The organism is Rhodococcus sp. HNM0569, from assembly GCF_012726205.1.
GTDB lineage: Bacteria > Actinomycetota > Actinomycetes > Mycobacteriales > Mycobacteriaceae > Rhodococcus_F.
In genome coordinates, this window is record NZ_JAASAE010000012.1 from 16,804 (window position 1) to 41,841 (window position 25,038).

Consider the following 25,038-nt stretch of genomic DNA (forward strand, 5'->3'; position numbering starts at 1 on the left):
GTCAGCCCCTTTCCACGACGATCGACTGTTCGACCGGATCGAGCGCGCCGGAGCGGTCCTCGCGGCCGGTGCGCAGCCGGTTGTCGATGTAGTTGACGAGGTGCGTCAGCGGGATCGTGAGTACCAGGTAGAACAGGCCGGCGGCGACGAGCGGCGACAGATTGCCGGTCTGCGCGTTGAGGTCGCGGCCGACCGCGAACAGTTCGCGCTGGCTCACGAGCAGGCCGAGGAAGTAGATCAGCGACGAGTCCTTGATGAGCGAGATGAACTGGTTCATCAGCGCAGGAAGCACGCGCCGCACGCCCTGCGGGATGACGACGAGCGACATCGAGCGCCGGTAGCTGAACCCGAGGGCGCGGGAGGCTTCGAGCTGGCCCGGTTCGACGCTCTGGATGCCGGAGCGGAAGATCTCGCCGATGTAGGCGGACGCGAGCAGCGCGAGCGCCGCCGCGCCGAGCCAGTACGGGTTGTTGCCGGTGATGCCCTTCACGACGGGGCCGACGCCGAGGCCGACGATGAGGATGATGACGACCGCGGGCAGTCCGCGGAAGATGTCGGTGTAGATGCGTGCGGGCCAGCGCAGCCAACGGGTGCGCGAGATGCCCGCGACCGCGAGCAGCATGCCGATGATCGTGCCCGCGATGCCCGACGTGAGCGCGAGGATCAGCGTGTTGGGCAGGCCCGTCTTCAACAGGTCGGGGAACGCCCGCTTGTAGAGCTCCCAGTCGAAGAAGGTGTCGCCGAGTTGCTGCAGTGTCGATTTGGGTGCGGCCGCCGTGGTCGGCTGTCCTTGGTCGTTCGCGGCATTCTCGGCCGCGATCGCCGCGAAATCGGGTAGCTCGGGCGCGGGTGCCGCCTTGCTGCCGGGCTTCCAGCCCTCGGGAAGCTCACGCGGCACCCAGTCCGAGTACAGCTGGGCCCACGTGCCGTCCGCGATCACCGCGTCGAGCCCGGAGTTGAGCGCGTCGATGAGCGGCTGGTTCTCCTTCGCGACCGCCCACCCGACGTAGTTGTTGACGCTGAACGTGTTCTGCACGATCGACGTCGGATCCCCCGGTGCGATGGCACCTTCCGCCTGCTGCGACGGCGCCACCCACGCGTCGATCTGTCCGGACTTCAGGTTCGCGTACGCGGTGGCGTAGTCGGGGAACTTGACGGCGTCGAGGTGCAGGGTGTTGACGACGTAGTCGTCCTGCACGGTGCCCTGCACGACGCCGATCCGCGTCGACGCGTCGAGTTGGTCGAACGCCTGGATCGCGCTGCCGTCGGGCACCACCAGGGAGAAGTAGCCGAAGTCGTAGCCGTTGGTGAATCCGACGGTGTTCCGGCGTTCGTCGGTGGTGGTGATCGACGACGAGCCGACGTCGAAACGCTTGCCTGCCACCTGCGCGAGCAGACCCGCGAACTCGGTGCCGACGAAATCGACACGCAATCCGAGCTTTTCGCCGATCGCGCGAAGTACCTCGTTGTCGTACCCGGTGAACTGGTTGTTCGAGTCGACGCAGATGCTCGGCGGGGCGTCGGACAGCGTGCCGACGGTGAGCACACCCGGCTCGACGAGGCCCAACCGGGACGTGTCGATCTGATCGAGCGGCGTCGTGTCGGGCGTCGTGTACCGGTCGGGTTCCGCCGCCGCGGCTCCCGAGTCGAAATTGGGTGGCGTCGCTTGCGCCGACGCGAGACCGGGTGGCGCACACAGATCGGACACCGGCGCTTCGGCACCCTGGTCGGTGCCGGAATCGCTTCCGCACGACGCGAGGGTGAACGCGAGTAGCGCGGCGGCGACGAGCGCGACGACAACGCGCAGGCGTGATCGGACCCGCGCGCGTGCCCGGGCTGGTGAAGACATGGAGAAAAGCGTATCGCGCGCCCTGGCTCCTCCTGGCGATAAGGATCAGCCCGATCGCGCGGTGCGAATCTTGCGTGAGCTACCTCTCGCGAATATTGTTTGTCATACAACAAACTGTGCTGCGAACGAGGGAGACGTCGTGGGTGTACGCGGGAGTCGCGAAGGCGGGCGGCAGACGCGCCGCGCGTTGCTCGACGCGGCCACCGGGCTCTTCCTCGCCCAGGGCGTCGGCGTGTCCGTCGCGCAGATCGCCGCGGCCGCGGACGCGTACCCGAACCAGGTCACGTACTACTTCGGGTCCAAGGAGAGCCTGTTCGTCGAGGCCGCGTGCGCGGCCGTCCTACGCGCAGGCCAGGCGGCCGAGGATGCCGCGGCGCATGCCGACACCGTCCGCGACTACACCGAGCAACTCGTCGGCTCGCTGCTCGGGCCGGCCGCGCCGAGCGTCGAACTGTTCACGTCGGCGATGCTCCTCGCGGGCCGCAAGCCCGAGTTGCGGCAGCGCATCACCGACACTCTCCGCACGCTGCACGTGCGCGGCGAGGCGGCGCTGCTGCGCACCCTCGTGCGCACCGGCTGGAAGTTGCGTACCGACATCGACGTCGAGGCGAAGGCATTCTGGTCGGCGATCTTCGGCCTCGTGATCCAGAAGGCCGCCACCGGCGAGAGTTTCGGCTACTCGCTCGAAGAGGCCGTCGCCGTCATCTTCGCGGGCCTGCAGATTCCCGACACCGTGCTCGACACCGCGCTCGGGTCCGCCTCCTGAACCCGCCCCAGCTCTCCGCAGACACCGAAAGGCACGACATGACCGACACCTTCAGCAGCCGGCGGGTCACCCACCCGCAGCCCCACGCGACACACACGGTGCTCAACCAGTCGACACCGCGCGTCGACGTCGACGAGTACGGCGAGGACATCGTCCTGCGCGAAGCGGTCCAGCGCCACGACGGGGCGTGGGGCGAGGCCGAACTGCACGAGATCGGCACCCTCGTCGGCAGCGCGCAGTTCCAGCACGACGCGCAGCTCGCCAACACGCACACCCCCGAGCTGCACACCTTCGACCAGTGGGGGCACCGCGTCGACGAGGTCGAATACCACCCGTCGTACCACCGGATCATCGCGGCGGCCGTCGCGCACGGTGCGCACACCCGCTCGTGGGCGGATCCGCAGCCCGGCTCGAACGTCGTGCGTGCCGCGGCATTCATGAAGTTCGGGCAGATCGAGGCGGGGCACGCATGCCCGGTGTCGATGACGCACGCCGTCGTCCCATCGCTCGAGCTGCAGCCCGACGTCGCCGCCGACTGGGTGCCGCGGGCGCTCTCGCGTGCGTACGACCCGGCGCTCGGCGCGGGCGACAAGCAGTCCGCGATCTTCGGGATGTCGATGACCGAGAAGCAGGGCGGCTCGGACGTGCGCGCGAACACCACCGTCGCGCGGCCTGCGGGCAGGGGCGGTCCGGGCCAGGACTACCTGCTCACCGGGCACAAGTGGTTCTGCTCGGCCCCGATGTCCGACGCCTTCCTCGTGCTCGCGCAAGCCGAGGGCGCGGGCGGCGAGGGCCTGTCGTGTTTCCTGCTGCCCCGCGTGCTGCCCGACGGCACCCGCAATGTGTTCCGCATCCAGCGGCTCAAGGACAAGCTCGGCAACAAGTCGAACGCGTCGAGCGAGATCGAGCTCGACGGCACCGTCGCCACGATGGTCGGTGAGCCCGGCCGCGGCGTGCGCACGATCATCGAGATGGTCGCGCGCACGCGGCTCGACTGCATCCTCGGCAGCGCCGCCGGTATGCGGCAGTCCGTCGCGGAGGCCGCATGGCACGCACGGCACCGCTCCGCGTTCGGCGGTGTGCTCGTCGAACAGCCCGCGATGACGGCGGTGCTCGCCGATCTCGCGCTCGAATCCGAGGCCGCGACGGTCACCGCGATCCGGCTCGCCCGCGCGCACGACGAGGATGCGTCGGACCAGGAGAAGGCGTTCCGCCGGCTCGCGACCGCCGTCGCGAAGTACTGGATCTGCAAGCGCGGGCCGCACCACGCGTACGAGTCACTCGAGTGCCTCGGCGGCAACGGCTACACCGAGGACTTCCCGCTCGCGCGGCGGTATCGCGAACAGCCCGTCATGGCCGTGTGGGAAGGCTCGGGCAATGTGATCGCGCTCGACGTGCTGCGCGCGATGACCCGTGAACCCGAGTGCGTCGCGGCGTTCGATGCCGAGCTGTCGCTCGCGCGGGGTGCGCACTCGGTGCTCGACGCGCACCACGACCGCGTGCGTCGTCAGCTCGGCGAGCTCGCGACGTGCTCGCCGGTCGACGCGCAGCGCCGTGCTCGGGTCGTCGTCGAGTCGATGGCACTCGCGCTCGAAGCATCACTGCTCGTGCGCTTTTCGCCCGCCGCGGTGTCCGATGCGTTCGTCGCGGCACGGCTCGGCGACGACCGAGCGTTCGAGTACGGCGCACTGCCCACCGGACTCGACCTGGACGCGATCGTCACCCGCGCCTGACCCGTGAGCACTTGACGAGTCCAGGTACGCCTTTTTCACTCACGGGACGGTTCAGCTCAGGCCGGACAGCGGCGGTGGCGTGAACTCGTCCCGCCATTCGATCGCCTCACGCAACTGGGTGAGGTCGTAGTCGGGGCCGCCGGTGCCGACGGTGAACAGTGACACTCCCTGGTCGACCAGGGCCTGCGCACCGTCGACACCCGGCCACGACGTCGAATGCACGATGGCGGCGGGATCGCGGCCGACGTCGGCGCAGCGGTCCGCGAGGATGCCCGCCTTGCGTTCGTGTTCGCCGAGATCGCTGAAGCTGTGCCAGATGTCGCCGTGACGCGCGACGAGCGGCAGCGTCTTCTTCTCCCCGCCGCCGCCGATCAGGATCGGAATGTGCCTCGTCGGTGCGGGATTGAGCTTGTCGAAGCGGCTCGTGATGCGCGGCAGGTATTCGCCGAGCAGATCGAGCCGCGAACCCTTCGTGCCGAAGTCGTAGCCGTACTCGTCGTAGTCCTTCTCGAACCAGCCCGAGCCGATCCCCAGGATCAGCCGGCCGCCGCTCATGTGGTCGACGGTGCGCGCCATGTCGGCGAGCAGCTCGGGATTGCGGTAGCCGCCGCCCGTGACGAGCGCGCCGATCTCGACGTTCTCGGTCTGTTCGGCCCATGCGCCGAGCATGGTCCAGCATTCGAAGTGCGCGCCGTCGGGGTCGCCGTAGAGCGGATAGAAGTGGTCCCAGTTGAACACGATGTCGACGCCCAGATCCTCGGCGCGCAGGACCGCGTCGCGGATCAGGCCGTAGTCGGGCGCGTGCTGCGGCTGGAGTTGGACACCGATGCGGACGGGACGGCTCATTCGTTCTCCTCACAGGCAGGTCTGTCGGCCGTGCTGGCCTCCCCCATCCTGCGCGCGTCGCCGCCGGTGCGCCACCGACTCGGCTCACGCGCCCCCGGTGAGTGTCGCGAGGACGCGAGCGACGTACTGCTCGACGGCGTCCGTCGTGACGCCGAGCCCGGTGAGTGTTCCGTCTTCGTTTTCGTTCTCGAGCAGCGCGAGGAGCACGTGCTCGGTGCCGACGTAGTTGTGGCCGAGTCGTAGCGCGGTCCGGAAGGTCAACTCGAGCGCCTTGCGTGCGTCGGCGTCGAACGGGATCAGCGCGGGCGGCTCGCCGACGCGCGGCGGCAGTGCGACGAGAGCACGCTCGCGCACCGCGTCGAGCGTCGTACCGCCGTCGACGAGGGCCTTCGCGGCGAGCCCGTCGGGGTCGACGATCAGGCCGAGGATCAGGTGGTCGGGCGTGATGGTGTCGTTTCCTGCGGCACGCGCGGCATTCTGGGATTCGACGACGACATTGCGGGCACGGGGCGTGAAGCGTGAGAAATCTTGTGCTCCTTCGCTTCCCTTCGCGACGAACCGCTTCTGCGCGGCCTGCTTGCTCACGCCCATCGCCTGTCCGATGTCGGTCCAGGACGCCCCGGAGCGACGGGCCTGGTCGACGAAATGGCCGATGAGGTGGTCTGCGACGTCGCCGAGGTGTTCCGCGGTGAGCACCGCATCGCTGACGCGCTCGAGTGCGTCGTCGTGGACGGATTGGATGGCTTCGATGAGGTCGCCGAGCCGGACTTTGCCGGTGGCGGGCACGGGATCGGTCATGCGTCAACTTTAGGTTGACGAATCCCGCTTCGTCAACCATCAGTTGACGACACGTGTCACCCCCGTGCGTGAAACACGCGTGCGGGGACTCGCACAGTGCTCACGGCGGCGATGCCCCGGCGCTCACGGGGGTGATACCCCGCCCGCGTGGTACATCGCGCGCAACACGAAAGCGGCTTCGGGACCCACGATCTCGCCGACGAGCGCCAGGAATCGTGCCGTGAACTCGGGCCCGTGTGCGGAGGTGGTGTCGGGTTCGTCGCCGTCGGCGAGCGGATCGAGGTGGTGCGCGAGCTCGTGCAACACGACGAGTTCGCGGAACGCCCACGCGGTGCCACCGCGATGCTCGGGCACGGCGATCGTGGCACAGTCGCCCTCGTAGTGGGCCGCGGCGGAGCCGGCCCGTGCACGCACCCGCACCGGGACGGCTGCGCGCGGCCACGTCGCGCGCACCCACCGCAGCGCGAGCACCTTGTCGACGTAGTCCTGCACCGAGTCGATCGACGCGAACTTGCGCTCGATCGGAAGCGTCACGTGCGAGCCGAGCACCTCGACCGTGCGGAGGCCGCGTTCGTCGGCGCGGTCGAACATGGTGCGCACCAACTGTTCCGCGTCGTACACTGCCGAACGTCCGCTGTCGCGGGTACGCCGCGCCATCACTTCTCCCGCAACTGCCTGCGCGCCCCCGGCAACTCGTCGGCCGGCCCGAGCCGCGCGGTGCGCGCCGCGCGATCGCCTGCCCGGCGCGCGTGCGACGAATGGCCCGCACTCGCCCGAGTGCCGCGCCAGCTGCCGCGCGCATCGGAGTGTTCGCGGTAGTAGTCGCGTAACTCGAGTTGCTTGTCGCGTAGTGCGAGCGCGGTCTCCTGTGACGTCTCGGGCGCGGCGGTGGCCTGCGCCTCGGTCTCGGCCTTCGCGTCGGCGAGCCGCGCGCCGATGCGCGCGGCGTAGGCCGTCTGGAATTCGAGCCGGGCCGTGACTCCCGCGACGGGGCGATGCTCGAGGCGCACGGTGCGTCGCCGCCGGTCGACGACGCGGCGCGGTGTGGTCTCGGAGCGGTACGCGCCGGACTTGACGTACGCGTCGGACGCCCGAACCATCTGGATCAGCAGGCTCGAGTACAGCCGTTCGCACACGTCGAGGTCGGACGCGAACCCGTACGCGAAGATCGTGGTGGACGTCTGGGTGATGTCGCACTGCACGTCGTTGGCCGCCGCGATCGCGATGTAGAGATGCGCGTACGTGCGCAGTCCCTTCTTGCCGGCCTCGCCGATGTGCACGACGCGCTGTGTGGGCGTCTGCCGCCGCTCGCGGCCGCGCGTGTGCGACCGCGCGACCGCCAGGTCGATCGACGACGCCGTCGCGAGCCGCTGCGCCGCCGCCATGAACGCTTCGGCTTCGTGCTCGTTATCCGTCGACTCGGCCTGGCGCAACAGCCCGCCGATCCGCGTGAGCAGCTTGTCGGAATCCACTCCCGCGAGGCTACGCCGGGGCTGTGACCGGAGAACGTAGCGTGCAAGCCCGGTCCTTCAGGGCCGGGTTAGCGCATCAAGTGTGTCGGTGGTCAGGAATAGGGTTTGCCTGTGCAGTTGCGATACCAGTTCCGCGTCTATCCGACGCCCGGCCAGCAGAACATGCTGGCCCGGTCGTTTGGGAGTGCGCGGGTGGTATTCAACGATGCACTGCGCGCCCGGCAGGACGCATACGAGACCGGGGTGAAGCTCTCGGACACCGACGTACAGAAACAGGTAGTCACCGCAGCGAAGAAGACTCCACAGCGGGCGTGGCTGGCCGAGGTGGCGTCGGTGGTGCTGGTGCAGGCCTGCCAAGATGCGCGGCGCGCCTATCGGAACTGGTTCGACTCGATGTCGGGGAAGCGTAAGGGCCGCAGGGTCGGGGCGCCGCGGTTCCGGTCTCGCAAGGACAACCGGCAGGCGATCCGACTCACCCGCAACGGCTTCACGATCCGCCCGAACCGGAAGCTGTATGTCGCGAAGATCGGCGAACTGAAGGTGGCATGGTCGCGCGACCTGCCGTCCGACCCGTCGTCGGTCACGATCATCAAAGACTCTGCCGGCCGGTACTTCGCCTCGTTCGTCGTCGAGGTCGACCAGGCGCCGCTGCCGGAGATCAACACCGAAGTGGGTATCGACCTGGGGCTCACCACGTTCGCTGTCCTGTCGAATGGCAAAACGATCACGTCGCAGAAGTTTCTGCGACGCGCGGAGCGCACGCTCCGCAAGGCTCAGCAGAACCTCTCCCGCAAGGAGAAGGGCAGCAACAACCGGGCCAAGGCGCGCCTGCGTGTCGCCAAGGCACACGCCAAGGTGGCCGATTCGCGTCGCAACTTCGCGCACCAGCAGTCCACGGCGATCATCCGCGACAACCAAGCGGTGTACGTCGAAGACCTGGCGGTGTCCGGGTTGGTGCGAACACGGTTGGCGAAGTCGGTACACGACGCCGGGTGGGCGATGTTCACCACCATGCTCGAGGAGAAAGCCGCACGATATGGGCGGACCTTCGTGAAGATCGACCGCTGGTTCCCGTCGTCGCAGCTCTGCTCGGCGTGTGGAGTGGTCGACGGGCCGAAGCCGCTCTCGATTCGACAGTGGACGTGTGCAGCGTGTGGTGCGGTCCACGACCGCGACCTCAACGCCGCAATCAACATCCTCGCCGCAGGACGTGCGGAGAGGTTAAACGCCTGCGGAGGGACCGTAAGTCCTGCCGCCTAGCGGAAGGCAGGTCCCGGTGAAACAGGAACCCACCGAAGCGGCACGACGTGCCGCTGTAGGAATCCCGGTCGTTCACGGCCGGGAGGACGTCAAGAGTTTGGTGAGAAACACCTGGATCTCGTGCGGAGGTATCGACGTGCCGATCGCGAACAGCGCGGCGAGCGATTCGCGCAAGGTGTCGAGGTCGTACATCTCCCATCGCGTCGGCGCGCCGGGTGCGGGCATCATCAGGTCGTCGCCGTTCGGGCGTGCGAACCGGAATCCGCCTGCCGCGACGAGATTGTCGAGCACTCCGTTCGCATTGCCCGCGAACGGGATGCGCCGCATGGTGTCCGGAATGTGCTGGTAGAAGCCGGGGAAGAAACGAAAGCCGTGCTCGCCCGGCAGGTCGCCGCGGCCGCCGGCTCCGGTGCCGCCGACGGTGATGCTGCGCGCCTTGCCGCCGAGCGCGGTCGGCTCGTGCACGGTCACGTCGAACCCACGCTCGGCGAGTTCGTGCGCCACGGTGAGGCCGGCCATGCCGCCTCCGAACACGGCAACGGAGCGCCGGGTCGAGGGTGTGGGCGCCGTCGCGCGGACAGTGCCTGCCGTCGCAGCGAGCAGCCCCGCGGCGCCCATCCCGGCGAGCACCGTGCGCCGCGGCAGTGCAGTGGTGGAGTGCGGATTCCGCGTGTCGCGCATCGAGCCCCCTGATCGTCGCGTTCTGACAATGAGTGTTGTCAGTCGACAGGTATATCCCGGATCCGCCGATCGCGAGCGCATTTCGCGGCAATCTCTCCGAAGAACGGACGGGGCGCGATGCCCCGCGTCCGGCGGGCGACAACGCACCCGCCTGTTCAACTGCGTTTCCCTCCCGGTTACCTCGCGGGCGGTTGTCCGTACAACTGCGGCCGCGACAGTGCTGGACATGACGCAGCAGCGGTACCGGCAGATTGCCGACGCGCTCGAACGCGAGATCGCCGGGCTCGCGCCCGGCGCCCGCATCGAGAGCGAGTTCGCGCTCGGCGCGCGCTTCGGTGTCGGACGCTCCGCCGCGCGCGCCGCGGTGCAAGAGCTCGAACGACGGCAGCTCGTGCGGAGGATCCAGGGCGCGGGCACCTTCGTCGGGCGGCGCATCGACTACGTCCTCTCGCGCGAGCGCAGGCCGTCCTGGCACCACACGATCGAAGCGGCAGGCGCGCGGGCCCGATCGGTCGTGCTCGCGCACAGCACCGAGCCGGTCGACGCCGCGGTCGGCGAACTGCTCGAGCTGCCCGTCGGCGCCCACGCCCATCGCATGGAACGGCTCAGCCATATCGACGATCTCGTCGCGAGCTACGGCATCGAGTGGGTGTCCTCGGACGCCGTGCCCGACCTCGCCCGCGGCATGCGCGTCGAGGAATCGCTCGACGAGGTGCTGCGACAGATGGGGTCGGTGCGCGCGGTGCGGGCGTGGTGCCGCACCGCATCCGACATCCCCGGCCGCGTCGTCCAGGACCACCTCCAGCTCGTGACGGCCGTGCCGGTGTGGGTGGTCGAGAGCGTCAACCGCGACGTCGCGTCGGGGCGTCCCCTCACCTACAGCAAGGCCTGGATGCGCGGCGACGCCGTACGCGTCGTCATGGAGATCGACGATCCGCACTCCTCCGATCAACCGAAAGGGGTTGACCAATAGTGACTTTCGCAGGACTCACGCGCGAACGCGTGACCGAGTTGCTCGCGCGTGCCACCGAAGACGAACTCGTCGAGGTCGCCGACCGCGTCCTCGCCGACCCCGCCCTCGACGACCGAGCCGAGTTCATCGTGCTGACCCCGCCCGAGCTCGGCGCGATCTCCGCGCGGGTGCGCGAACCGATCGCGCACGACCAGTTCTTCCTCGGCGACGTCCTCGCGTGCCGCGCCGAGGTGTCGCTCGCCGGTGAGCGTGGCTGGGCGATACGGCTCGGCGACGAACGCGCCGCCACACTCGCGGCGGCGATCTGCGACGCCGCTCTGCACGCCGACAGGCCGGCGGCGCCGCTCGTCCTCGATCTGTGTGTGCGTGTCGAGGAGCGGCTGCGCACCGAGGACCGCGATGAATGGGCACGCATCGCCCCCACGACCGTCCGATTCGAGGAGCTGTGAACACCACCTCTCCGGTCGCAGGGCCGACCGAATCCCACGCCGCCGGCCTCACCCCCGCGGTCGCGGGCAGCGTGTATCGCGCGATGCTCGAAGCGCTGTCGCGGCCGGGGACGCGGGTCACGCTGCCGCACAGCGGCTTTCCTCCGGTGTTGTTGCCGGTGCTCGCGCTCGCCGATCTCGAGACTCCGGTGCACCTCACCGCCGCCGGCACGCCGTGGCGCGACGTCGTGACGACCGCGACCGGCGCACCGCACGTGTCGGTCGCCCGCGCGCGATTCGTCACGGCACTCGAGGCCCTCACGCCGGAGACCGTCGTGGCCACCCATCCCGGCACCCCGCTCGCGCCCGAGGCTGCGGCACTGGTGATCGCACCCGTCGAATCGCTCGACGACGGCCCGGCACTCACCTTCCGTGGCCCCGGAGTCGACGGCGTCCGCACGGTGTTCGCCGCCGTCGACGCGGCCGTCTGGCCCGCGCGCGACGAGCACGCCGCCTTCCCGGCGGGAATCGACTTGCTGTTCGTCACGCCCGACGGCGACGCGCTCGGCGTGCCACGCACGACGCGCATCGCACGAAAGGAGAACTGACATGGGGTATTCGGGAGCACGTGGGGGGCTCGACGCGATCCTCGCCGCAGAGGCGCTGGTGCGCGGTGCCCGCGAGCACGACCCCGCGCCGCCGATCACGACCGAACAGGTCACCGGACGGATGCGCCTCGCCGTCGATCGCGTGATGGGTGAAGGAAGCCTCTATCACGAAGAGACCGCGGCCGATGCGCTGCGCCAGGCGGAAGGCGACGTGATCGAGGCGACGCACCTCGTCCGCGCACACCAGTCGACCCTCCCGCGGCTCGCGGTGAGCGAGCCGGTCGACCCCGACGACATGGTCGTGCTGCGCCGTGTCGTGCCGGCGCACCGCACGCCGGACGGGCCGCAGTTGCTCGGCCGCACGAGCGACTACACCGGGCGCATGCTCGACCGCACCGACACGCCTGCGCCACCACCGCCCACGGCGCCACCTGTCGAGCGCACCGAATCGGAGCGGCACCCGCGACGGTTCTCGGAACTGCTGCGCGACATGGACCTTCTCGTCGACAGCCGGCCCGGCAGTGACGCCGCCGAGCCGGTGCCGTTCGACCTCACCCGCCATCCGGCGCGACCGCCCGCACCCCGGTCGGCGGTCCTCGCGAGCATGGCGCGTGCCGAGACGGGTGCGCTGATCGGCACGTGGTACCGGTCGATCCGCGGCACCGACGGCAACATCCACGAGGTGACACTCGGTGAGGTCCGGCACGGCCGGGTGCCGCTGCGAGTGTGCCACCCGCACACCGGAACCGCCGTCGAGGTCGGAGAGGTCCGGGTGACCGAGTGCGAGGCGATCGAAGACCTCGACGGGCCCGACGAGGACCGCGGCCGCTTCGACGTCGGATACGGGTTGTGCTTCGGACACAACGAACGCAAGGCGATCGCGATGGCGAATCTCGACATCGCGTGCCGCAGATTCGGTGATCGCGACGGTCTCGAACAGGTACTGCTGCTGACCACCGACGGTCTCGACTCGTGCGGCTTCCTCGAACACCTCAAGCTTCCGCACTACGTGACATTCCGCTCGATGATCGACCGCAAACGCGCCGTCCGCAGTGCGGGCGACGCCCCGCCGCGCGTCGACGAATCTCTCGGAAGGACCTGCTGATGACCGCCCCCGCGCACACGATCGCTGCAGCGGAAAACCGCACGACCGCAGACATTGTCGCCGCCCACACACGCGACGCCCGCGGAATACTCGACGAGGGCTCGAAGCGTGAGATCCGGCGCGCGACACTCGCCGCCGTGTGCGTGCCGGGGTACCAGGTGCCGTTCGGATCCCGCGAGATGCCCGTGGCCCGCGGGTGGGGCTCGGGCGGGCTGCAGGTGACGCTCGGCCTGTTGGGGGCGGACGACGCCGTCAAGGTCATCGATCAGGGCGACGACGACGGCGTCAACGCGACCAACCTGCGCCGGCTGATCGTCGACAGCGAGGGGAGCGAGCAGACGCAGGACACCCGCGAGTGCACCGTCGTGCAGAGCCGCCACCGCATCCCGGAGGAGCCGCTGGCCGACGGCCAGACTCTCGTGCTCCAGGTTCCGGTGGCCGAACCACTTCGGGGCGTGGAGAAGTCGGTGCGCGAGTGCGCCCGGATGCACGCCGAGGCCGACTACTCGATGATGTGGGTGAGCCTGTACGAGGATCTCGTGCGCAACGGTGTCGTCACCAAGACGACCGGGTACCCGGTGCTCGTCGACGGCCGGTACGTCATGGTCACCACGCCGATTCCGCGCTGGGACGTCCCGCGGTTGCACGGCGCGGCGAACCTGACCCTGTTCGGGGCGGGCCGGGAGAAGCGCATCTTCGCGGTGCCCCCGCACACCGACGTCGCGCCGCTGACCTTCGACGACGTGCCGTTCGAGGTCGAAGGAGTATCGGGACAGTGCTGTGTGCGTTGCGGTTCCGCAGACACCTTTCTTGTCGAAGCATCGGGCGGTGCGCTCGCGTGCAGCGACGTCGAGTGGTGCACCCGCGTGCGGGACGGGGACGCGGATCTGACGCGGCACCACGCGTGTGCCCCGCTGCGGTTCCTGCCCGATCCGTCCGCCCGGGTCCGCGTCACCGTCGCGGACGTGCGCGAGCGCCGCGATCCGGGTACCCGCTCGGTCCCGGTGGTGGCCGACGGGTGGACACTCGCCGCCCGTGGCCTCGGCAAGATCCACGGCCCCGGCGACGAGCGTGCCGTCGTGGGCACGGGGCCGGCCGCGGGCACTGCGATCAGCCCGCTCACCGGCGCGGTCGTCGCGGCCTGGGACGTCGACTTCGACGTCGCGCCGGGCGAAGCACTCGGGGTGATCGGCGAATCCGGCTCGGGCAAGTCCACCGTGCTGCGCTGCCTCGTCGGCGAGGAACGTGCCACGACCGGCGCGATGTACCTCGCCGGGGTCGACGCCGGGCAGCGCGATGTGTTCGGACTCGACGACGCGTCGCGTCGTGCGCTGCGCATCGACACGATCGGCCTCGTGCACCAGAACCCGGCCGACGGCCTCACGATGCCGGTGTCGGCGGGCGGAAACATCGCGGAGCGGCTGACTGCCGCGGGGTGGCGCAACTATCACGAGATCCGCGACCGCGCAGCATGGTTGCTCGAACAGGTCGAGGTACCGCTCGACCGCATGGACGACCCGGTGCGGACGTTCTCGGGCGGTATGCGCCAGCGCGTGCAGATCGCCAAGGCGCTCGCGACCGACCCGGGCGTGCTGCTGCTCGACGAACCGACCACCGGCCTCGACGCGTCCGTCGCGGCGGGCGTACTCGATCTGCTCCGTACCCTGCTCGCCGAACGTGACACGGCGGCCGTCGTCGTCAGTCACGACTTCGCGGTGATCGAAGCGCTCACCGACCGCTCGCTCGTGATGAACGTCGGGCGCGTCGTCGAGACGGGGCTCACCGACCAGTTGTTCCAGGATCCGCACCATCCCTACACGCAGCGGCTCGTCGCGGCCGCCCGTCGTTGATCCCAGCAGTCAGGAGCCACCATGAATCACATTCTGGCCGTGCGTGATCTGCGCAAGCAGTTCACGCTCCACACGATCGACGGTCGCACCGTCACGTCGTTGCGCGGGGTCGACGTCGACGTCCGCGCCGGCGAACATGTCGCGCTCGCCGGGCCGTCGGGTGCCGGTAAGTCGAGCCTGCTGCGCTGCATCCATCGCAGCTACCTGCCGGACTCGGGATCGATCCAGCTCACGACACCGGACGGCACCCTGGAGCTCACGGGGCTCGCAGACCGCGAGATGGCCCGTGTGCGCGGGCGCGAACTCGGCTACGTGGCGCAGTTCCTGTCGGCCCCGCCGCGCACCGGCCCGTGGGAGGTGGTCGCCGCGGCCGCGCGCAGGCGCGGGCTGAGCGGCGACGCGGCACGCGACGCGGCGGCCGACTCGCTGCGCCGTCTCGCGCTCGACGAGGCGCTGTGGGACGTGGACTGCAGCGTCCTGTCCGGTGGGGAGCGCCAGCGGGTCAACATCGCGGCAGGCACCGTCGCGCCGCCGCGACTGTTGCTGCTCGACGAGCCGGTGTCGGCACTCGACCCGGACAACCGCGAGCGGGCGCTCGAGCTGATCGCGTCGCTGTCGGCGCGGGGCGTCGCGGTGCTCGCGGTGTTCCACGATCTCGACGCGATCTGCCGCCTCGCGTCGCGTGTGTTGGTGTTCGCCGACGGACGGATCGCGGCCGAGGGTGCCCCGTCGGACGTGTTGGAGGTGGCGGCGTGAGCGTGGACACCGCAGCGACGGTCGCACCGGGCGCGGCGTGGTCGCTCGGCGAGCCGCCGAACGACTACGTGCTGGGCAATGTGCGGGCCGTGCTGCCGGACCGGGTGCTCGACGACGCCCGCGTCGTGGTGCGCGACGGCCTGATTGCCGCCGTCGACACCGGACGTGGGCGATTCGACGTCGACGGCGCCGGTGCGTTCTGCCTGCCCGGGCTCGTGGACGTGCACTCCGACGGGCTCGAGAAGGAACGCATGCCTCGGCCGGGCGCCGAGCTGCCGTGGCTGTTCGGCGTCATGTCGTTCGAGGGCAAGTTGCGCGCCGCAGGCATCACGACGGTCTTCCACGGCGCGTCGTTCTCCGACCGCGAGGCGGTGGCGACGGGGCGCAGTGTCGGCGCGGCGCGGGAGTTGTGCGGAGCTGTCGCGGAATGGAGCAGGCCGACCACCTGCGAAAACGGTAACAATACGAACGTATGCATGGTCGATCATCGGATCCTGCACCGGCTCGACGTCCGTTCCAGGGCCGGCCTCGACGCACTGCGCGAACATCTCGCGGCCGCCGTCGGGGCAGGCGACGTCACGCCGGAAACGCCGGCCGCCGTGTCCCACGAGGACCACACCCCCGGCATCGGCCAGTACGCCGACCGCACGTACTACGAGCGCCACGTCGCGGGCCTCCACGGCCTCACCGCCGACCAGGCGCGCGAACACGTCGACACCATCGTGCGCACCCGCGAAGCGAACCTCGCGGTGCGCGACGACGCGATGGGCTGGCTCGCCGACCGCGCCGTGCACGGCCTCGCGCGCGTGTTCGGACACGACCCCGAGTCGTCCGCCGAAATCGCCGATCTGGCGGCCCGCGGCGGGCACGTCGCCGAGTTCCCCACGACCCTCGACGCCGCCCGCGCGGCACGTGCTCGGGACATGTCGGTCGTCATGGGCGCGCCCAATGTGCTCCGCGGCGGGTCGCACTCGGGCAATGTGTCCGCCGCCGAGCTCGCGGCGGAGGGACTGGTGACGGCGCTCGCCTCCGACTATCTCCCGTCGTCGCTGCTCGGCGCGGTGTTCACGCTCGCGGCGCGGGGCGCGGTCCCGCTGCCTCGGGCCGCGGCGCTCGTCACCTCGGGGGCCGCTGCCGCCGTCGGCCTCACCGATCGCGGCACACTCGCCGAAGGGCTGCGTGCGGACCTCACGCTCGTGACGTACGAGCGCGAAATGCCTGTTGTGCGGGCAGTTTTACGCGACGGAAGCAGATGACCGGAGGTACGCATCGTCGCCGCACGTTCGCTCTGTGTTCATACGCGATTGCCGGCCAATTCGTCTGCAATCGCGATCCTTCCTCCCGGGGAGAACATCCACCAGCAGGCCCGGCGGACACGCGGGCCCACTCAACAGAGGAACGAGACCGTTCATGTCCAGCATCATTCGCCGCCACCGCGCAGTGGCGCTCGCTGCACTCGGCTGTGCGGGCATACTCGCCGTGTCGGGATGCGGCCAGAGTGCCGCGGAGAACTCGGGCGATCCGGAGACGCTCGTGTTCGCATCGATCCCGTCCGAGGAATCGACAAGCCTGCAACAGGAATTCGGCGTCGTCACCGACGTCATCGAGAAGGAGACCGGCAAGAAGGTCGAGTTCTTCAACGCATCCGACTATGCGGGCGTCATCGAAGCACAGCGGGCGGGCAAGGTACAGATCGCTGCCTACGGGCCGTTTTCGTATGTCACAGCGAAAGACTCCGGCGTCGGGACGGTCCCGGTGGCCGCGCCCGTCGATGCCGAAGGTGAGCAACCCGGGTATCGGTCGTACGCGATCACCAAGCCCGGCTCGGGCATCGCGTCACTCGCCGACATGCGCGGCAAGACGGTGTGCTTCGTCGACCCCTCGTCGACGTCCGGCTACCTCTACCCCACGGCGGGGCTGACGGAGGCCGGCATCGACCCGAAGACGGACATCACCCCCGTGTTCGCGGGCGGGCACGACGCGTCCGCTCTCGCGGTCGCGAGCGGGCAATGCGACGCGGGCTTCGCGTACGACTCGATGGTCGACGTGAGCCTGCCGCAGAAGGGCCAGCTGACACCCGGGGACGTCGAGGTGATCTGGAAGTCCGAGGAAATCGCGGGCAGCCCCCTCACCGTCAGCTCGTCGCTGTCGCCGGAACTGCAGGAACGGCTCACCGAGATTCTGCGAACGAAACTCACGATCCCCTCTCTCGTCGACGCCGGATACTGTGCGAACGCGGAATCATGTGCGCTACCGGAGGATTCGAAGTACGGCTATGTCGCAGTCGAAGACGCCGACTTCGACGGCGTGCGGAAGGTGTGCGACGTGACGAAGGCAGACTCGTGTCAGTGACCCCGCGTGGCCTCGCGCACGCAGCCTCGCACGACCGCGCAGGGTCGGACATCCACGCAGGGTCGGACATCCACGCAGGGGGACACCATGCCCATCACGTGCCCGAGCCGTCGGTGCACCTGCGCGGCGTGACGAAACAGTTCGGCGGCACCCGGGCGCTCGACGCCGTCGACCTCGACATCTACCCGGGCGAGGTCGTCGCACTGTTGGGGCTCTCGGGATCGGGTAAGTCGACGCTGCTGCGCATGCTCGACGGCCTGCACGTCCCGACCTCCGGCACGGTGACCGTGCTCGGCACCGACGTCGCACACGCACGTGGCCGCGCGTTGCGCGCGCTGCGGCGCGACGTGGGGTTCGTGTTCCAGCAGTTCCATCTGGTGCCGAGCGCGAGCGCGCTCGAGAACGTGTGCACGGGTGCGCTCGGCGCGCTCCGCGGCCCGCGTTTCGGGCTCGCAACCTACCCGCGCACCGTGCGCGCACGGGCCATGGAACAGCTCGACCGGGTCGGTCTCGCGCACATCGCATTTCAGCGTGCCGACACCTTGTCGGGCGGACAGCAACAGCGGGTGGCCGTCGCCCGTGCACTCCTGCAGCGTCCCCGCATCCTGCTCGCCGACGAACCGGTCGCATCGCTCGATCCGGAATCGTCTGCGCAGGTGATGGACCTGCTCACCCGCGTTGCCCGGGAGGACGACCTGACTGTTCTGTGCAGCCTGCACCAGGTCGAACTCGCGCTCTCGTTCGGGCACCGCCTCGTAGGTCTGCGCTCGGGTCGCGTCGTACTCGACCGCCCGGTGCCGACCATCGACCGGGCCGAGACGATGCGCATCTACCAGGACGTCGCCGCGCCGGAGCTCGTGTGACACGCGGGGCCCTGCTCGAGCCCGGACCCAGGCACGCCGGTCCGCCCGAGCGGACCGTCCCAGCGCCCCGGCCTGCCGCGCTGGGGGTCGCCGCAATCCTCGTCGCCTTCGCCGCGGCCGCAGTGTGGTCGATCGTCGATCTGCGCATCAACGTCGCATCCCTCGTCGACAGCGCCGACAATGCGGCTGCGTTCCTGTCCCGGGTGTTCCCGCTCGACTTCCCGCCGGTCGGCGACATCGCGCGGATGACCGGCCAGACGCTCGCGATCGTCGTGTGTGCCACCGCGCTGTCGGTCGTGCTGAGCTTCGCCGTCGCACTGCTTGCGGCACGTAACACGACGCCGTCGCCCAGCGCCCGGTGGGGTGCACGTGCGCTGATCGTGATCGCCCGCGCCGTACCGGATCTCGTACTGGCGATCGCATTCCTGCGCATGTTCGGTCTCGGCGCCCTCGCCGGTATCCTCGCGCTCGGTATCCACTCCGTCGGAATGGTCGGCAAGCTCTATGCCGACGCGATCGAGGACACCGGCGCCGGACCTCGCGACGCCCTTCGTGCGGCGGGCGCAACCTGGTGGCAGCAGATCACCGGAGCCGTGGTGCCCCAGGCGATGCCGTCGTTCGTGGCGACCGCGCTGCATCGCTTCGACATCAACCTGCGGACGTCCGTCGTACTCGGCTACGTCGGCGTCGCGGGCATCGGCATGGAACTCTCGGTCGCGATGCGCACACTCGACTACTCGCGTGGCATGGCGCTCGCGCTTCTCGTCGTCGTGCTGTGCATCGCCGTCGAACTCGTGTCGGGCGCTGCCCGCACCCGGCTGCTCGGTCGCACACGCAGCGGGCTCGCGTGGGTGCGTGCGCCTCGCGCTCCGCGGCCGGCGGCCGTGCGCCTGGCCGACGGCAGGTTCCGGGTCAGCCCGCCGTGGAGCGCCGCCCGCATCCGCCGCACCCTGTACGCGGCGGGCGGCATCACCGTGCTCGCCGCGGCCCTCGTGTACGTGGACGTCGACTTCGGCCGCGCCGCCGCCGGACTGCGCGATCTACCCGCCACCGCCGGACTGTTCGTGCCGCCCGGCACGGGCGGGATGTGGGGCGAGCTCGTCGCCGAACTGATCGTCACCGTACAGATCGCGCTCGCTGCAACACTTCTCGGAATTGTCCTCGCGATTCCCGTCGGCTGCCTCGCAGCGCGCACTGTGTCGCCCTCGCCGGCCATCGCGACCGCCGCACGCGTGTTCATCGTATGCGTACGCGGCATCCCCGATCTCGTCGTGGCGATCGTGTTCATCGTCGTCACCGGGCTCGGCGCGACGGCGGGTGCCCTCGCGCTCGCGGTGGGCGCGGTCGGGCTCACCGGCAAGCTCGTCGCCGACTCGCTCGAGGAGACCGACGTGCGCGTGCAGGACGCCGTCGCCGCGTCGGGCGCGCGCCGCGGTCAGGTATTCGTCGCGGCGACGCTTCGGCAGAGCGCACCCGCGCTGATCGCGCACGTGTTCTACCAGCTCGACGTCAACATTCGTTCGGCGACTCTGCTCGGCGTCGTCGGTGCGGGTGGCATCGGCTTCTACCTGCTCAACGCCACCCGCGTACTGCAGTTCGACGTCGTCACCACGATCGTCGCGATGATCTTCGCGGTCGTCGTGGCCGTCGAAGCCGTTGCGCTGTGGATCAGAAAAGTACTTGCGTGAAAGGACTCTCGTGACCGGATCGTTTCTCACCGACCGCGACACCGAGCAGGTGGACGTCGCACATGCCGCCCTGACCGCGGCGTCGACCGCCGCGCTCGACGCGTATCGGGACGCAGTCGCCCGGTATCCGCGTGCGCGGCTCCGGGCAGTCGAGAAGGTCGGCGCCGACGGCACCGACACCATGTTCGTCGACGTCGTCGTCGAGGACGCGATCGTCGCCGCCGCGACGGCGCTCGGCGTCAACGTGCTGTCCGAAGAGCGCGGCTGGGTCGACGTCGGTTCGGCGGTGTCGCTCGTCGTCGATCCCGTCGACGGCTCGGCGAACGCCGCCGCGGGTGTGCCGCTGTCGTGCTTCAGCGCCGCGGTCGTCGTGGACGGCGAGTTCACCGAGGCGATGACGACGTGGCTGCACACCGGTCAGTCGTGGTGGGCGTCGCGAGCCGGCTCGGCCTATCGCACGAGCGGGTGCCGCACGGTCGGCGACGCGGCGGTGTCCGTCCTTCGCCCGCACGAGCGCAACTGGGACGCGTGGACGCGAGTGACCCGCGCTGCACAGCGGATCCGCATCCTCAGCTGCAGCACCCTCGACTCGGCGTTCGTCGCGACCGGCGCCGTCGACGCCTTCCTCGACGCCGGCAGTGACACGCACCGGCTGATGGACGTCGCGGCGGCCGTCGTCCTCGTCGGAGCATCCGGAGGCGTGGTTCTCGACGCATTCGACCGGCCCATCGCATTCGACACCGACCTCACCCGCAGATGGAGCACGATCGTCGCGGCCACCCCCGAACTCGGCGAGGAGTTGCGCGCGCTCGTGCGCGGCGAATGAGGGCTGTCCCTATTGCGATCAGGCAGATGCAAAAGCTGGCAAATGTCCGATTTCTCTTCGAGGATGCTGATCGGCCCGCGGTCCGAACCGTGGGCCGTTCGTACAGCTCACCGAAGATGAAGGATTCGCATGGGTCGCCTGTTTCGTGCCGGATGTGCAGTGGCACTAGCTCTGTCGCTCGGGGCGGCCGCCGCATGTAGCACCTCGTCTACGGCTGATGGTCTCGCCCTGGACGGCCCTCTCCCATCCCAGATACCCGCGGGCACCAAGCTGGTGATCGCGGACCAAGGCGAGCGTCAACAGGTTGCACTCGAGGCATCCGGTCGGCTTGCCTCGCTCCCGTTCGAGCACGAGTTCGCCACCTTTCAAGGGGCTCCCGCGATTCTCGAGGCCTTTCGGGCCGACGCCGTGGACGTAGCCTGGGCAGGCGAGATCATGGCGGTGCAATCGTTGGTCGCCGGCGACGACGTCCAGGTCGTCGCAGCGTTGCAGACCGACAACAGCCTCAACCTCGGGGTCGCCCCAGGCGCTCACATCACCACACTGGATGATCTGCGCGGCCAGCGGATCGGCTACGCCGAGGGCACGTCGCAGCAGGCGTTCGTACTGCGTGCGCTCGACAAGGCCGGGCTGACCGTAGACGATGTCGTGCTCACTCCGATGGCGCTGCCGGACTTTCCGGACGCACTGCGCTCCGATCAGATCGACGCCGCGCCGATGAGCGAGCCCGTGTTCTCGCGGTACATGCAGACCCCAGGAGCCACCGCGCTTCCGTTCGGCGAGATCGCCGACCTCAGCGAGGGCCTCTCCTACCTCTATTCGACCAAGCGCGCGCTCTCCGATCCCGCAACCGCAGCCGCAATCCGCGCGTACGTGTCGGCGTACGTCGAAGCGGTGGATTGGGCCAACGACCACCGTGACGAGTGGATCGACGCCTACTTCGTGGCGAGCCAGGGACTGACGGTCGCAGACGGCGAACGCATTCTCGCCGCAAGCGGGACGACGAGTTTTCCGCACCTGGACGAGGACCTCGTAGCCGTCCAGCAGCACACCATCGACGTCATCGACGACGCCGGTGAGCTTCCCCGGCCCGTCGAGGCGTCCGATGCATACGACCTGCGGTTCGACGAGGTGGTCACCGCCGCGGTGGCCGAATCCGGCGCCCGTCACTCCCGAGACTGAATCGAGCGGACGACATGACAGTGGACACGAAGAAGCGACAGCTCAATCTCAACGCATTCATCTATCCGACAGGCCATCACGAAGCGTCGTGGCGGCATCCGGACAGCACTCCGGAACGCATCTACGACGTCCGATACTTCCAGGATCTGGCGCGCACCGCGGAAGCCGCGAAGCTCGACGCCGTCTTCTTCGCCGACGGGCCGGCTCTCCGCACGGAGGTCCGCTACCGGCCCGACTACGGGCTCGAACCGATCACGACTCTCGTCGCGATGGCCACGGCGACCAGTCACCTCGGACTCATCGCCACCGCGTCCACGACCTACTACGAGCCGTACAACCTCGCGCGGCTGTTCTCCTCGCTCGACCACATCTCGGGCGGGCGTGCAGCCTGGAACATCGTGACCACGGCCACCGATGCCGCGGCCGCGAACTTCGGTCTTCGCGATCATCCCGACGTCGCCGAGCGATACGCGCGTGCGCGCGAGTTCGTCGAAGCAACGGTGAAGCTGTGGGACTCGTGGGAGGACGACGCGGTCGTCGTCGACAAGCGAGCGGGCGTGTATGCCGACCCCGACAAGATCCACCGGATCGACGTCGAAGGCGAATACGTCAGTGTCAGGGGCCCGTTCAACTCGGCGCGATCGCCCCAGGGGCGGCCTGTTCTGGTGCAGGCGGGCTCGTCCAACGACGGTCGTGATTTCGCGGCTCGCTACGCGGAGGCAATTTTCACGGCCCACCAACAGGTATCCGACGCCCAGGCCTTCTACAGCGATATCAAGCGCCGTGCCGGCGAGTTCGGGCGAGACGCGGCCCATCTCAAGGTTCTTCCCGGCTTGAGCCCCTTCATCGGCCGCACCGAAAGTGAGGCGCGCGATCTCCAGCGGCAGTTCAACGAGCTGACGATCGTCGAGTACGGCCTCGGTCAACTCGCGAAGATGGGCCGCATCGACGTCTCGGGACTCGAGCTCGACGACACGGTGCCGGTCGAACTGTTCGCAGGATCCGGTGACATCACCGACAACAATCCCAGTCGACGCCTGGTGTTCGCCAAGATCGTCGAGCGTGAGCGGCCGACGCTTCGTCAGTTGCTGCACAAGCTCGCCGGTGCCCGCGGGCACAACGTGGTCGCCGGCACCCCGGTACAGATTGCCGACATCATCGAGGAGTGGTTCACCCACGGCGCTGCCGACGGGTTCAACATCATGCCGCCGCAGTACCCGCAGGGCCTCGAGGCGTTCGTCACCGGCGTCGTCCCGATCCTGCAGGAGCGCGGCCTGTTCCGCGAGGAGTACTCGGGCACTACATTGCGCGACCACTACGGACTGCCACGGCCCGACAGCCAGTACTCACGTGAATTCGTCACGGCTGGTACAGCATGACCGCGCAACGAGAGGACAGCTGATGAGCACGCCCGCCGTCGACGCGCGGCGTTTCGGCAGCGGACTCGCAGGCGACGGCGAGCCCGACCAGACAGTCGCTCGCGATCCGGACCCCGAGCTCCGGCCGCGCAGTGCCCGCAGCCGACTTGCCCCGGGGCGGCCGATCCGATTCGGGCTCGCGATCGGGCCCCTGCTGCTCCTGGGACTGTGGGTTGCCGCCTCGGCGTCCGGCCAGCTCGACCCGAAGACTCTCTCCGCACCGTGGACCGTCGTGACGACCGCCTGGGAGCTGATCGACGACGGTCGGCTGCAGAGCAACCTGCTGACATCTGTCGAGCGGGCGTTGATCGGCGGTGTTCTCGGAGTCGTCTTCGGTGTCGTGCTCGCCTTGATCTCGGGTCTCTCGCGGATCGGCGAGGCGTTGGTCGACGGACCGGTGCAGATCAAGCGGTCGATTCCGACGTTGGCGCTCATGCCGCTGGCCATTCTGTGGTTCGGAATCGGCGAAGAGATGAAGATTCTTCTCATCGCGCTGTCGGTGTTCGTGCCGATCTACATCAACACTCATGCTGCGTTGCGCAGCATCGACGCGCGTTACGTCGAACTGGCGGAAACGCTGGATCTGTCTCGTGGGCAGTTCGTGCGGAAAGTTGCTCTGCCCGGCGCGCTTCCGGGATTTTTCACCGGGTTGCGCATGGCCGTAACGGTCGCATGGCTGGCCCTCGTCGTCGTCGAGCAGGTCAACGCGACGAGCGGCATCGGCTACCTGATGTTCCAAGCACGCAACTACGGACTCACCGACATCATCATCGTCGGCCTCGTCGTGTATGCGGTTCTCGGATTCGGCAGCGATCTGCTGGTCCGTTCGGCAGAAAGGAGAGCGCTCGCATGGCGCAAGACGATCGGGAGCTGACCGTTCGTACGTCGAACCTCAGCCGTGGATTCGACGGCCGTGCGGTCCTCCGCAACATCGATCTCGAGATCCGTGCCGGTGAGTTCGTTGCCCTGCTGGGACGTAGCGGCTCCGGAAAAAGCACGCTGCTGCGGGCGCTCGCAGAACTCGATCACGGTGTTCCGGGTTCGGGGACGATCGAGGTGCCGAAGCGTCGTGCGGTGGTGTTCCAGGACTCGCGCCTGCTTCCGTGGGCACGAGTGCTCGACAATGTCGTTCTCGGCCTCGGCGGTTCCGACGCGAAGGAGCGCGCCGCTGCCGCGCTGGCGGAAGTGGGGCTTGCTGGACGCGAAAAAGCATGGCCCAACGAGCTTTCCGGCGGCGAACAGCAACGCGTTTCCCTCGCTCGGTCGTTGGTGCGCGAACCCGATCTCCTATTGGCGGACGAACCGTTCGGTGCTCTCGACGCGCTGACCAAGCTGCGCATGCACGCGCTGCTTCAAGAGTTGTGTGCAGTCCATCGGCCGGCGGTTCTGCTGGTCACTCACGACGTCGACGAGGCGATCGCATTAGCCGACCGGGTGTTGGTTCTCGACCATGGGGTACTCGCTGTCGAGTTGCAGATCGACCTGCCCCATCCTCGCGCCGAGCGCGTTGTCGAAACAGCGGAGTACCGCCGTCTCCTTCTCGCGGCGCTCGGCGTCGAGCGCGCGGCCTGACCCGCGGGTCAC

The 25,038-nt window shown here is 69.0% G+C and carries 23 protein-coding genes and 1 pseudogene; 18 read left to right on the plus strand and 6 right to left on the minus strand.

Annotated features, from left to right (window positions below; genetic code table 11):
* Position 1 precedes the first annotated feature (1 nt).
* Positions 2-1,849, minus strand: coding sequence for an ABC transporter substrate-binding protein/permease (locus tag HCA44_RS15785; RefSeq protein WP_169650076.1), 1,848 nt, complete (start codon positions 1,847-1,849; stop codon positions 2-4).
* 139 nt (positions 1,850-1,988) lie between these two features.
* On the opposite strand from HCA44_RS15785, the gene HCA44_RS15790 reads away from it, so the two are divergent.
* Positions 1,989-2,615, plus strand: coding sequence for a TetR/AcrR family transcriptional regulator C-terminal domain-containing protein (locus HCA44_RS15790; RefSeq protein WP_346764747.1), 627 nt, complete (start codon positions 1,989-1,991; stop codon positions 2,613-2,615).
* 38 nt (positions 2,616-2,653) lie between these two features.
* Positions 2,654-4,348, plus strand: coding sequence for an acyl-CoA dehydrogenase family protein (locus HCA44_RS15795; protein ID WP_169650080.1), 1,695 nt, complete (start codon positions 2,654-2,656; stop codon positions 4,346-4,348).
* Positions 4,349-4,399: 51 nt separating this feature from the next.
* Here the strand turns inward: HCA44_RS15795 and HCA44_RS15800 are convergent, their stop codons facing one another.
* The 4 genes from HCA44_RS15800 to HCA44_RS15815 form a co-directional block, all read right to left on the minus strand.
* Entirely contained in the window at positions 4,400-5,194 is a 795-nt protein-coding gene (locus tag HCA44_RS15800; protein ID WP_169650082.1) for an LLM class F420-dependent oxidoreductase, read from the minus strand.
* Between the two features lie 84 nt (positions 5,195-5,278).
* A complete protein-coding gene (locus HCA44_RS15805; RefSeq protein ID WP_169650084.1) occupies positions 5,279-5,992 on the minus strand; it encodes a Clp protease N-terminal domain-containing protein in 714 nt (237 codons plus the stop codon).
* A gap of 123 nt (positions 5,993-6,115) precedes the next feature.
* Positions 6,116-6,649, minus strand: a complete 534-nt coding sequence (locus HCA44_RS15810; RefSeq protein WP_169650086.1) for a TIGR04338 family metallohydrolase — start codon at positions 6,647-6,649, stop codon at positions 6,116-6,118.
* Positions 6,649-7,464 (minus strand): DUF2786 domain-containing protein, encoded by an 816-nt coding sequence (locus tag HCA44_RS15815; RefSeq protein WP_169650088.1) that lies wholly within the window; start codon positions 7,462-7,464, stop codon positions 6,649-6,651. The genes HCA44_RS15810 and HCA44_RS15815 overlap by 1 nt, the downstream gene beginning before the upstream one ends.
* Positions 7,465-7,575: 111 nt before the next feature.
* On the opposite strand from HCA44_RS15815, the gene HCA44_RS15820 reads away from it, so the two are divergent.
* Complete coding sequence (locus tag HCA44_RS15820; protein ID WP_169650090.1) at positions 7,576-8,724, plus strand: RNA-guided endonuclease TnpB family protein; 1,149 nt, start codon at positions 7,576-7,578, stop codon at positions 8,722-8,724.
* An 81-nt stretch (positions 8,725-8,805) separates the two neighbouring features.
* Here the strand turns inward: HCA44_RS15820 and HCA44_RS15825 are convergent.
* A pseudogene (locus tag HCA44_RS15825) lies at positions 8,806-9,405 on the minus strand (FAD-dependent oxidoreductase); the annotation flags it as partial.
* A 226-nt stretch (positions 9,406-9,631) separates the two neighbouring features.
* On the opposite strand from HCA44_RS15825, the gene HCA44_RS15830 reads away from it, so the two are divergent.
* The 15 genes from HCA44_RS15830 to HCA44_RS15900 all read left to right on the plus strand — a co-directional run bounded on the left by HCA44_RS15830 (position 9,632) and on the right by HCA44_RS15900 (position 25,026).
* Positions 9,632-10,378 (plus strand): GntR family transcriptional regulator, encoded by a 747-nt coding sequence (locus tag HCA44_RS15830; RefSeq protein ID WP_169650092.1) that lies wholly within the window; start codon positions 9,632-9,634, stop codon positions 10,376-10,378.
* Positions 10,378-10,827, plus strand: a complete 450-nt coding sequence (locus tag HCA44_RS15835) for a phosphonate C-P lyase system protein PhnG (RefSeq protein WP_169650094.1) — start codon at positions 10,378-10,380, stop codon at positions 10,825-10,827. The genes HCA44_RS15830 and HCA44_RS15835 overlap by 1 nt, the downstream gene beginning before the upstream one ends.
* Positions 10,824-11,414, plus strand: coding sequence for a phosphonate C-P lyase system protein PhnH (gene phnH / locus HCA44_RS15840; RefSeq protein WP_169650095.1), 591 nt, complete (start codon positions 10,824-10,826; stop codon positions 11,412-11,414). Before HCA44_RS15835 ends, phnH begins: the two co-directional genes overlap by 4 nt.
* Position 11,415: 1 nt before the next feature.
* Positions 11,416-12,519 (plus strand): carbon-phosphorus lyase complex subunit PhnI, encoded by a 1,104-nt coding sequence (locus tag HCA44_RS15845; RefSeq protein ID WP_169650097.1) that lies wholly within the window; start codon positions 11,416-11,418, stop codon positions 12,517-12,519.
* Positions 12,519-14,369: an alpha-D-ribose 1-methylphosphonate 5-phosphate C-P-lyase PhnJ gene (locus HCA44_RS15850; RefSeq protein WP_169650099.1), complete on the plus strand. Its 1,851-nt coding sequence runs from the start codon at positions 12,519-12,521 to the stop codon at positions 14,367-14,369. The genes HCA44_RS15845 and HCA44_RS15850 overlap by 1 nt, the downstream gene beginning before the upstream one ends.
* Before the next feature lie 21 nt (positions 14,370-14,390).
* Positions 14,391-15,125, plus strand: a complete 735-nt coding sequence (locus tag HCA44_RS15855) for an ATP-binding cassette domain-containing protein (RefSeq protein ID WP_169650101.1) — start codon at positions 14,391-14,393, stop codon at positions 15,123-15,125.
* Complete coding sequence (locus HCA44_RS15860) at positions 15,122-16,381, plus strand: alpha-D-ribose 1-methylphosphonate 5-triphosphate diphosphatase (protein WP_169650103.1); 1,260 nt, start codon at positions 15,122-15,124, stop codon at positions 16,379-16,381. Before HCA44_RS15855 ends, HCA44_RS15860 begins: the two co-directional genes overlap by 4 nt.
* Positions 16,382-16,535: 154 nt before the next feature.
* Positions 16,536-17,477, plus strand: coding sequence for a phosphate/phosphite/phosphonate ABC transporter substrate-binding protein (locus HCA44_RS15865; RefSeq protein WP_169650105.1), 942 nt, complete (start codon positions 16,536-16,538; stop codon positions 17,475-17,477).
* 68 nt (positions 17,478-17,545) lie between these two features.
* Positions 17,546-18,340, plus strand: coding sequence for a phosphonate ABC transporter ATP-binding protein (gene phnC, locus HCA44_RS15870; protein ID WP_346764756.1), 795 nt, complete (start codon positions 17,546-17,548; stop codon positions 18,338-18,340).
* Entirely contained in the window at positions 18,337-20,028 is a 1,692-nt protein-coding gene (gene phnE, locus HCA44_RS15875) for a phosphonate ABC transporter, permease protein PhnE (RefSeq protein WP_346764748.1), read from the plus strand. Before phnC ends, phnE begins: the two co-directional genes overlap by 4 nt.
* A 10-nt stretch (positions 20,029-20,038) precedes the next feature.
* A complete protein-coding gene (locus HCA44_RS15880) occupies positions 20,039-20,854 on the plus strand; it encodes an inositol monophosphatase family protein (protein ID WP_169650106.1) in 816 nt (271 codons plus the stop codon).
* Between the two features lie 273 nt (positions 20,855-21,127).
* Positions 21,128-22,036 (plus strand): ABC transporter substrate-binding protein, encoded by a 909-nt coding sequence (locus HCA44_RS15885; protein WP_346764749.1) that lies wholly within the window; start codon positions 21,128-21,130, stop codon positions 22,034-22,036.
* Between the two features lie 14 nt (positions 22,037-22,050).
* Positions 22,051-23,415: an LLM class flavin-dependent oxidoreductase gene (locus HCA44_RS15890; RefSeq protein WP_169650110.1), complete on the plus strand. Its 1,365-nt coding sequence runs from the start codon at positions 22,051-22,053 to the stop codon at positions 23,413-23,415.
* 22 nt (positions 23,416-23,437) lie between these two features.
* Positions 23,438-24,328, plus strand: coding sequence for an ABC transporter permease (locus tag HCA44_RS15895; protein ID WP_169650112.1), 891 nt, complete (start codon positions 23,438-23,440; stop codon positions 24,326-24,328).
* Positions 24,304-25,026: an ABC transporter ATP-binding protein gene (locus HCA44_RS15900; protein ID WP_169650113.1), complete on the plus strand. Its 723-nt coding sequence runs from the start codon at positions 24,304-24,306 to the stop codon at positions 25,024-25,026. Before HCA44_RS15895 ends, HCA44_RS15900 begins: the two co-directional genes overlap by 25 nt.
* The last annotated feature ends 12 nt before the right edge of the window (positions 25,027-25,038 follow it).

Excerpts from the sequence above, each read along its gene's own strand:
- HCA44_RS15895 (WP_169650112.1), top strand. The coding sequence starts at position 23,438 with ATGAGCACGCCCGCCGTCGACGCGCGGCGTTTCGGCAGCGGACTCGCA.
- HCA44_RS15805 (WP_169650084.1), bottom strand. The coding sequence starts at position 5,992 with ATGACCGATCCCGTGCCCGCCACCGGCAAAGTCCGGCTCGGCGACCTC.
- HCA44_RS15800 (WP_169650082.1), bottom strand. The coding sequence starts at position 5,194 with ATGAGCCGTCCCGTCCGCATCGGTGTCCAACTCCAGCCGCAGCACGCG.
- HCA44_RS15890 (WP_169650110.1), top strand. The coding sequence starts at position 22,051 with ATGACAGTGGACACGAAGAAGCGACAGCTCAATCTCAACGCATTCATC.
- HCA44_RS15830 (WP_169650092.1), top strand. The coding sequence starts at position 9,632 with ATGACGCAGCAGCGGTACCGGCAGATTGCCGACGCGCTCGAACGCGAG.
- HCA44_RS15795 (WP_169650080.1), top strand. The coding sequence starts at position 2,654 with ATGACCGACACCTTCAGCAGCCGGCGGGTCACCCACCCGCAGCCCCAC.
- HCA44_RS15810 (WP_169650086.1), bottom strand. The coding sequence starts at position 6,649 with ATGGCGCGGCGTACCCGCGACAGCGGACGTTCGGCAGTGTACGACGCG.
- HCA44_RS15855 (WP_169650101.1), top strand. The coding sequence starts at position 14,391 with ATGAATCACATTCTGGCCGTGCGTGATCTGCGCAAGCAGTTCACGCTC.
- HCA44_RS15850 (WP_169650099.1), top strand. The coding sequence starts at position 12,519 with ATGACCGCCCCCGCGCACACGATCGCTGCAGCGGAAAACCGCACGACC.
- HCA44_RS15865 (WP_169650105.1), top strand. The coding sequence starts at position 16,536 with ATGTCCAGCATCATTCGCCGCCACCGCGCAGTGGCGCTCGCTGCACTC.
- HCA44_RS15785 (WP_169650076.1), bottom strand. The coding sequence starts at position 1,849 with ATGTCTTCACCAGCCCGGGCACGCGCGCGGGTCCGATCACGCCTGCGC.
- HCA44_RS15845 (WP_169650097.1), top strand. The coding sequence starts at position 11,416 with ATGGGGTATTCGGGAGCACGTGGGGGGCTCGACGCGATCCTCGCCGCA.
- HCA44_RS15900 (WP_169650113.1), top strand. The coding sequence starts at position 24,304 with ATGGCGCAAGACGATCGGGAGCTGACCGTTCGTACGTCGAACCTCAGC.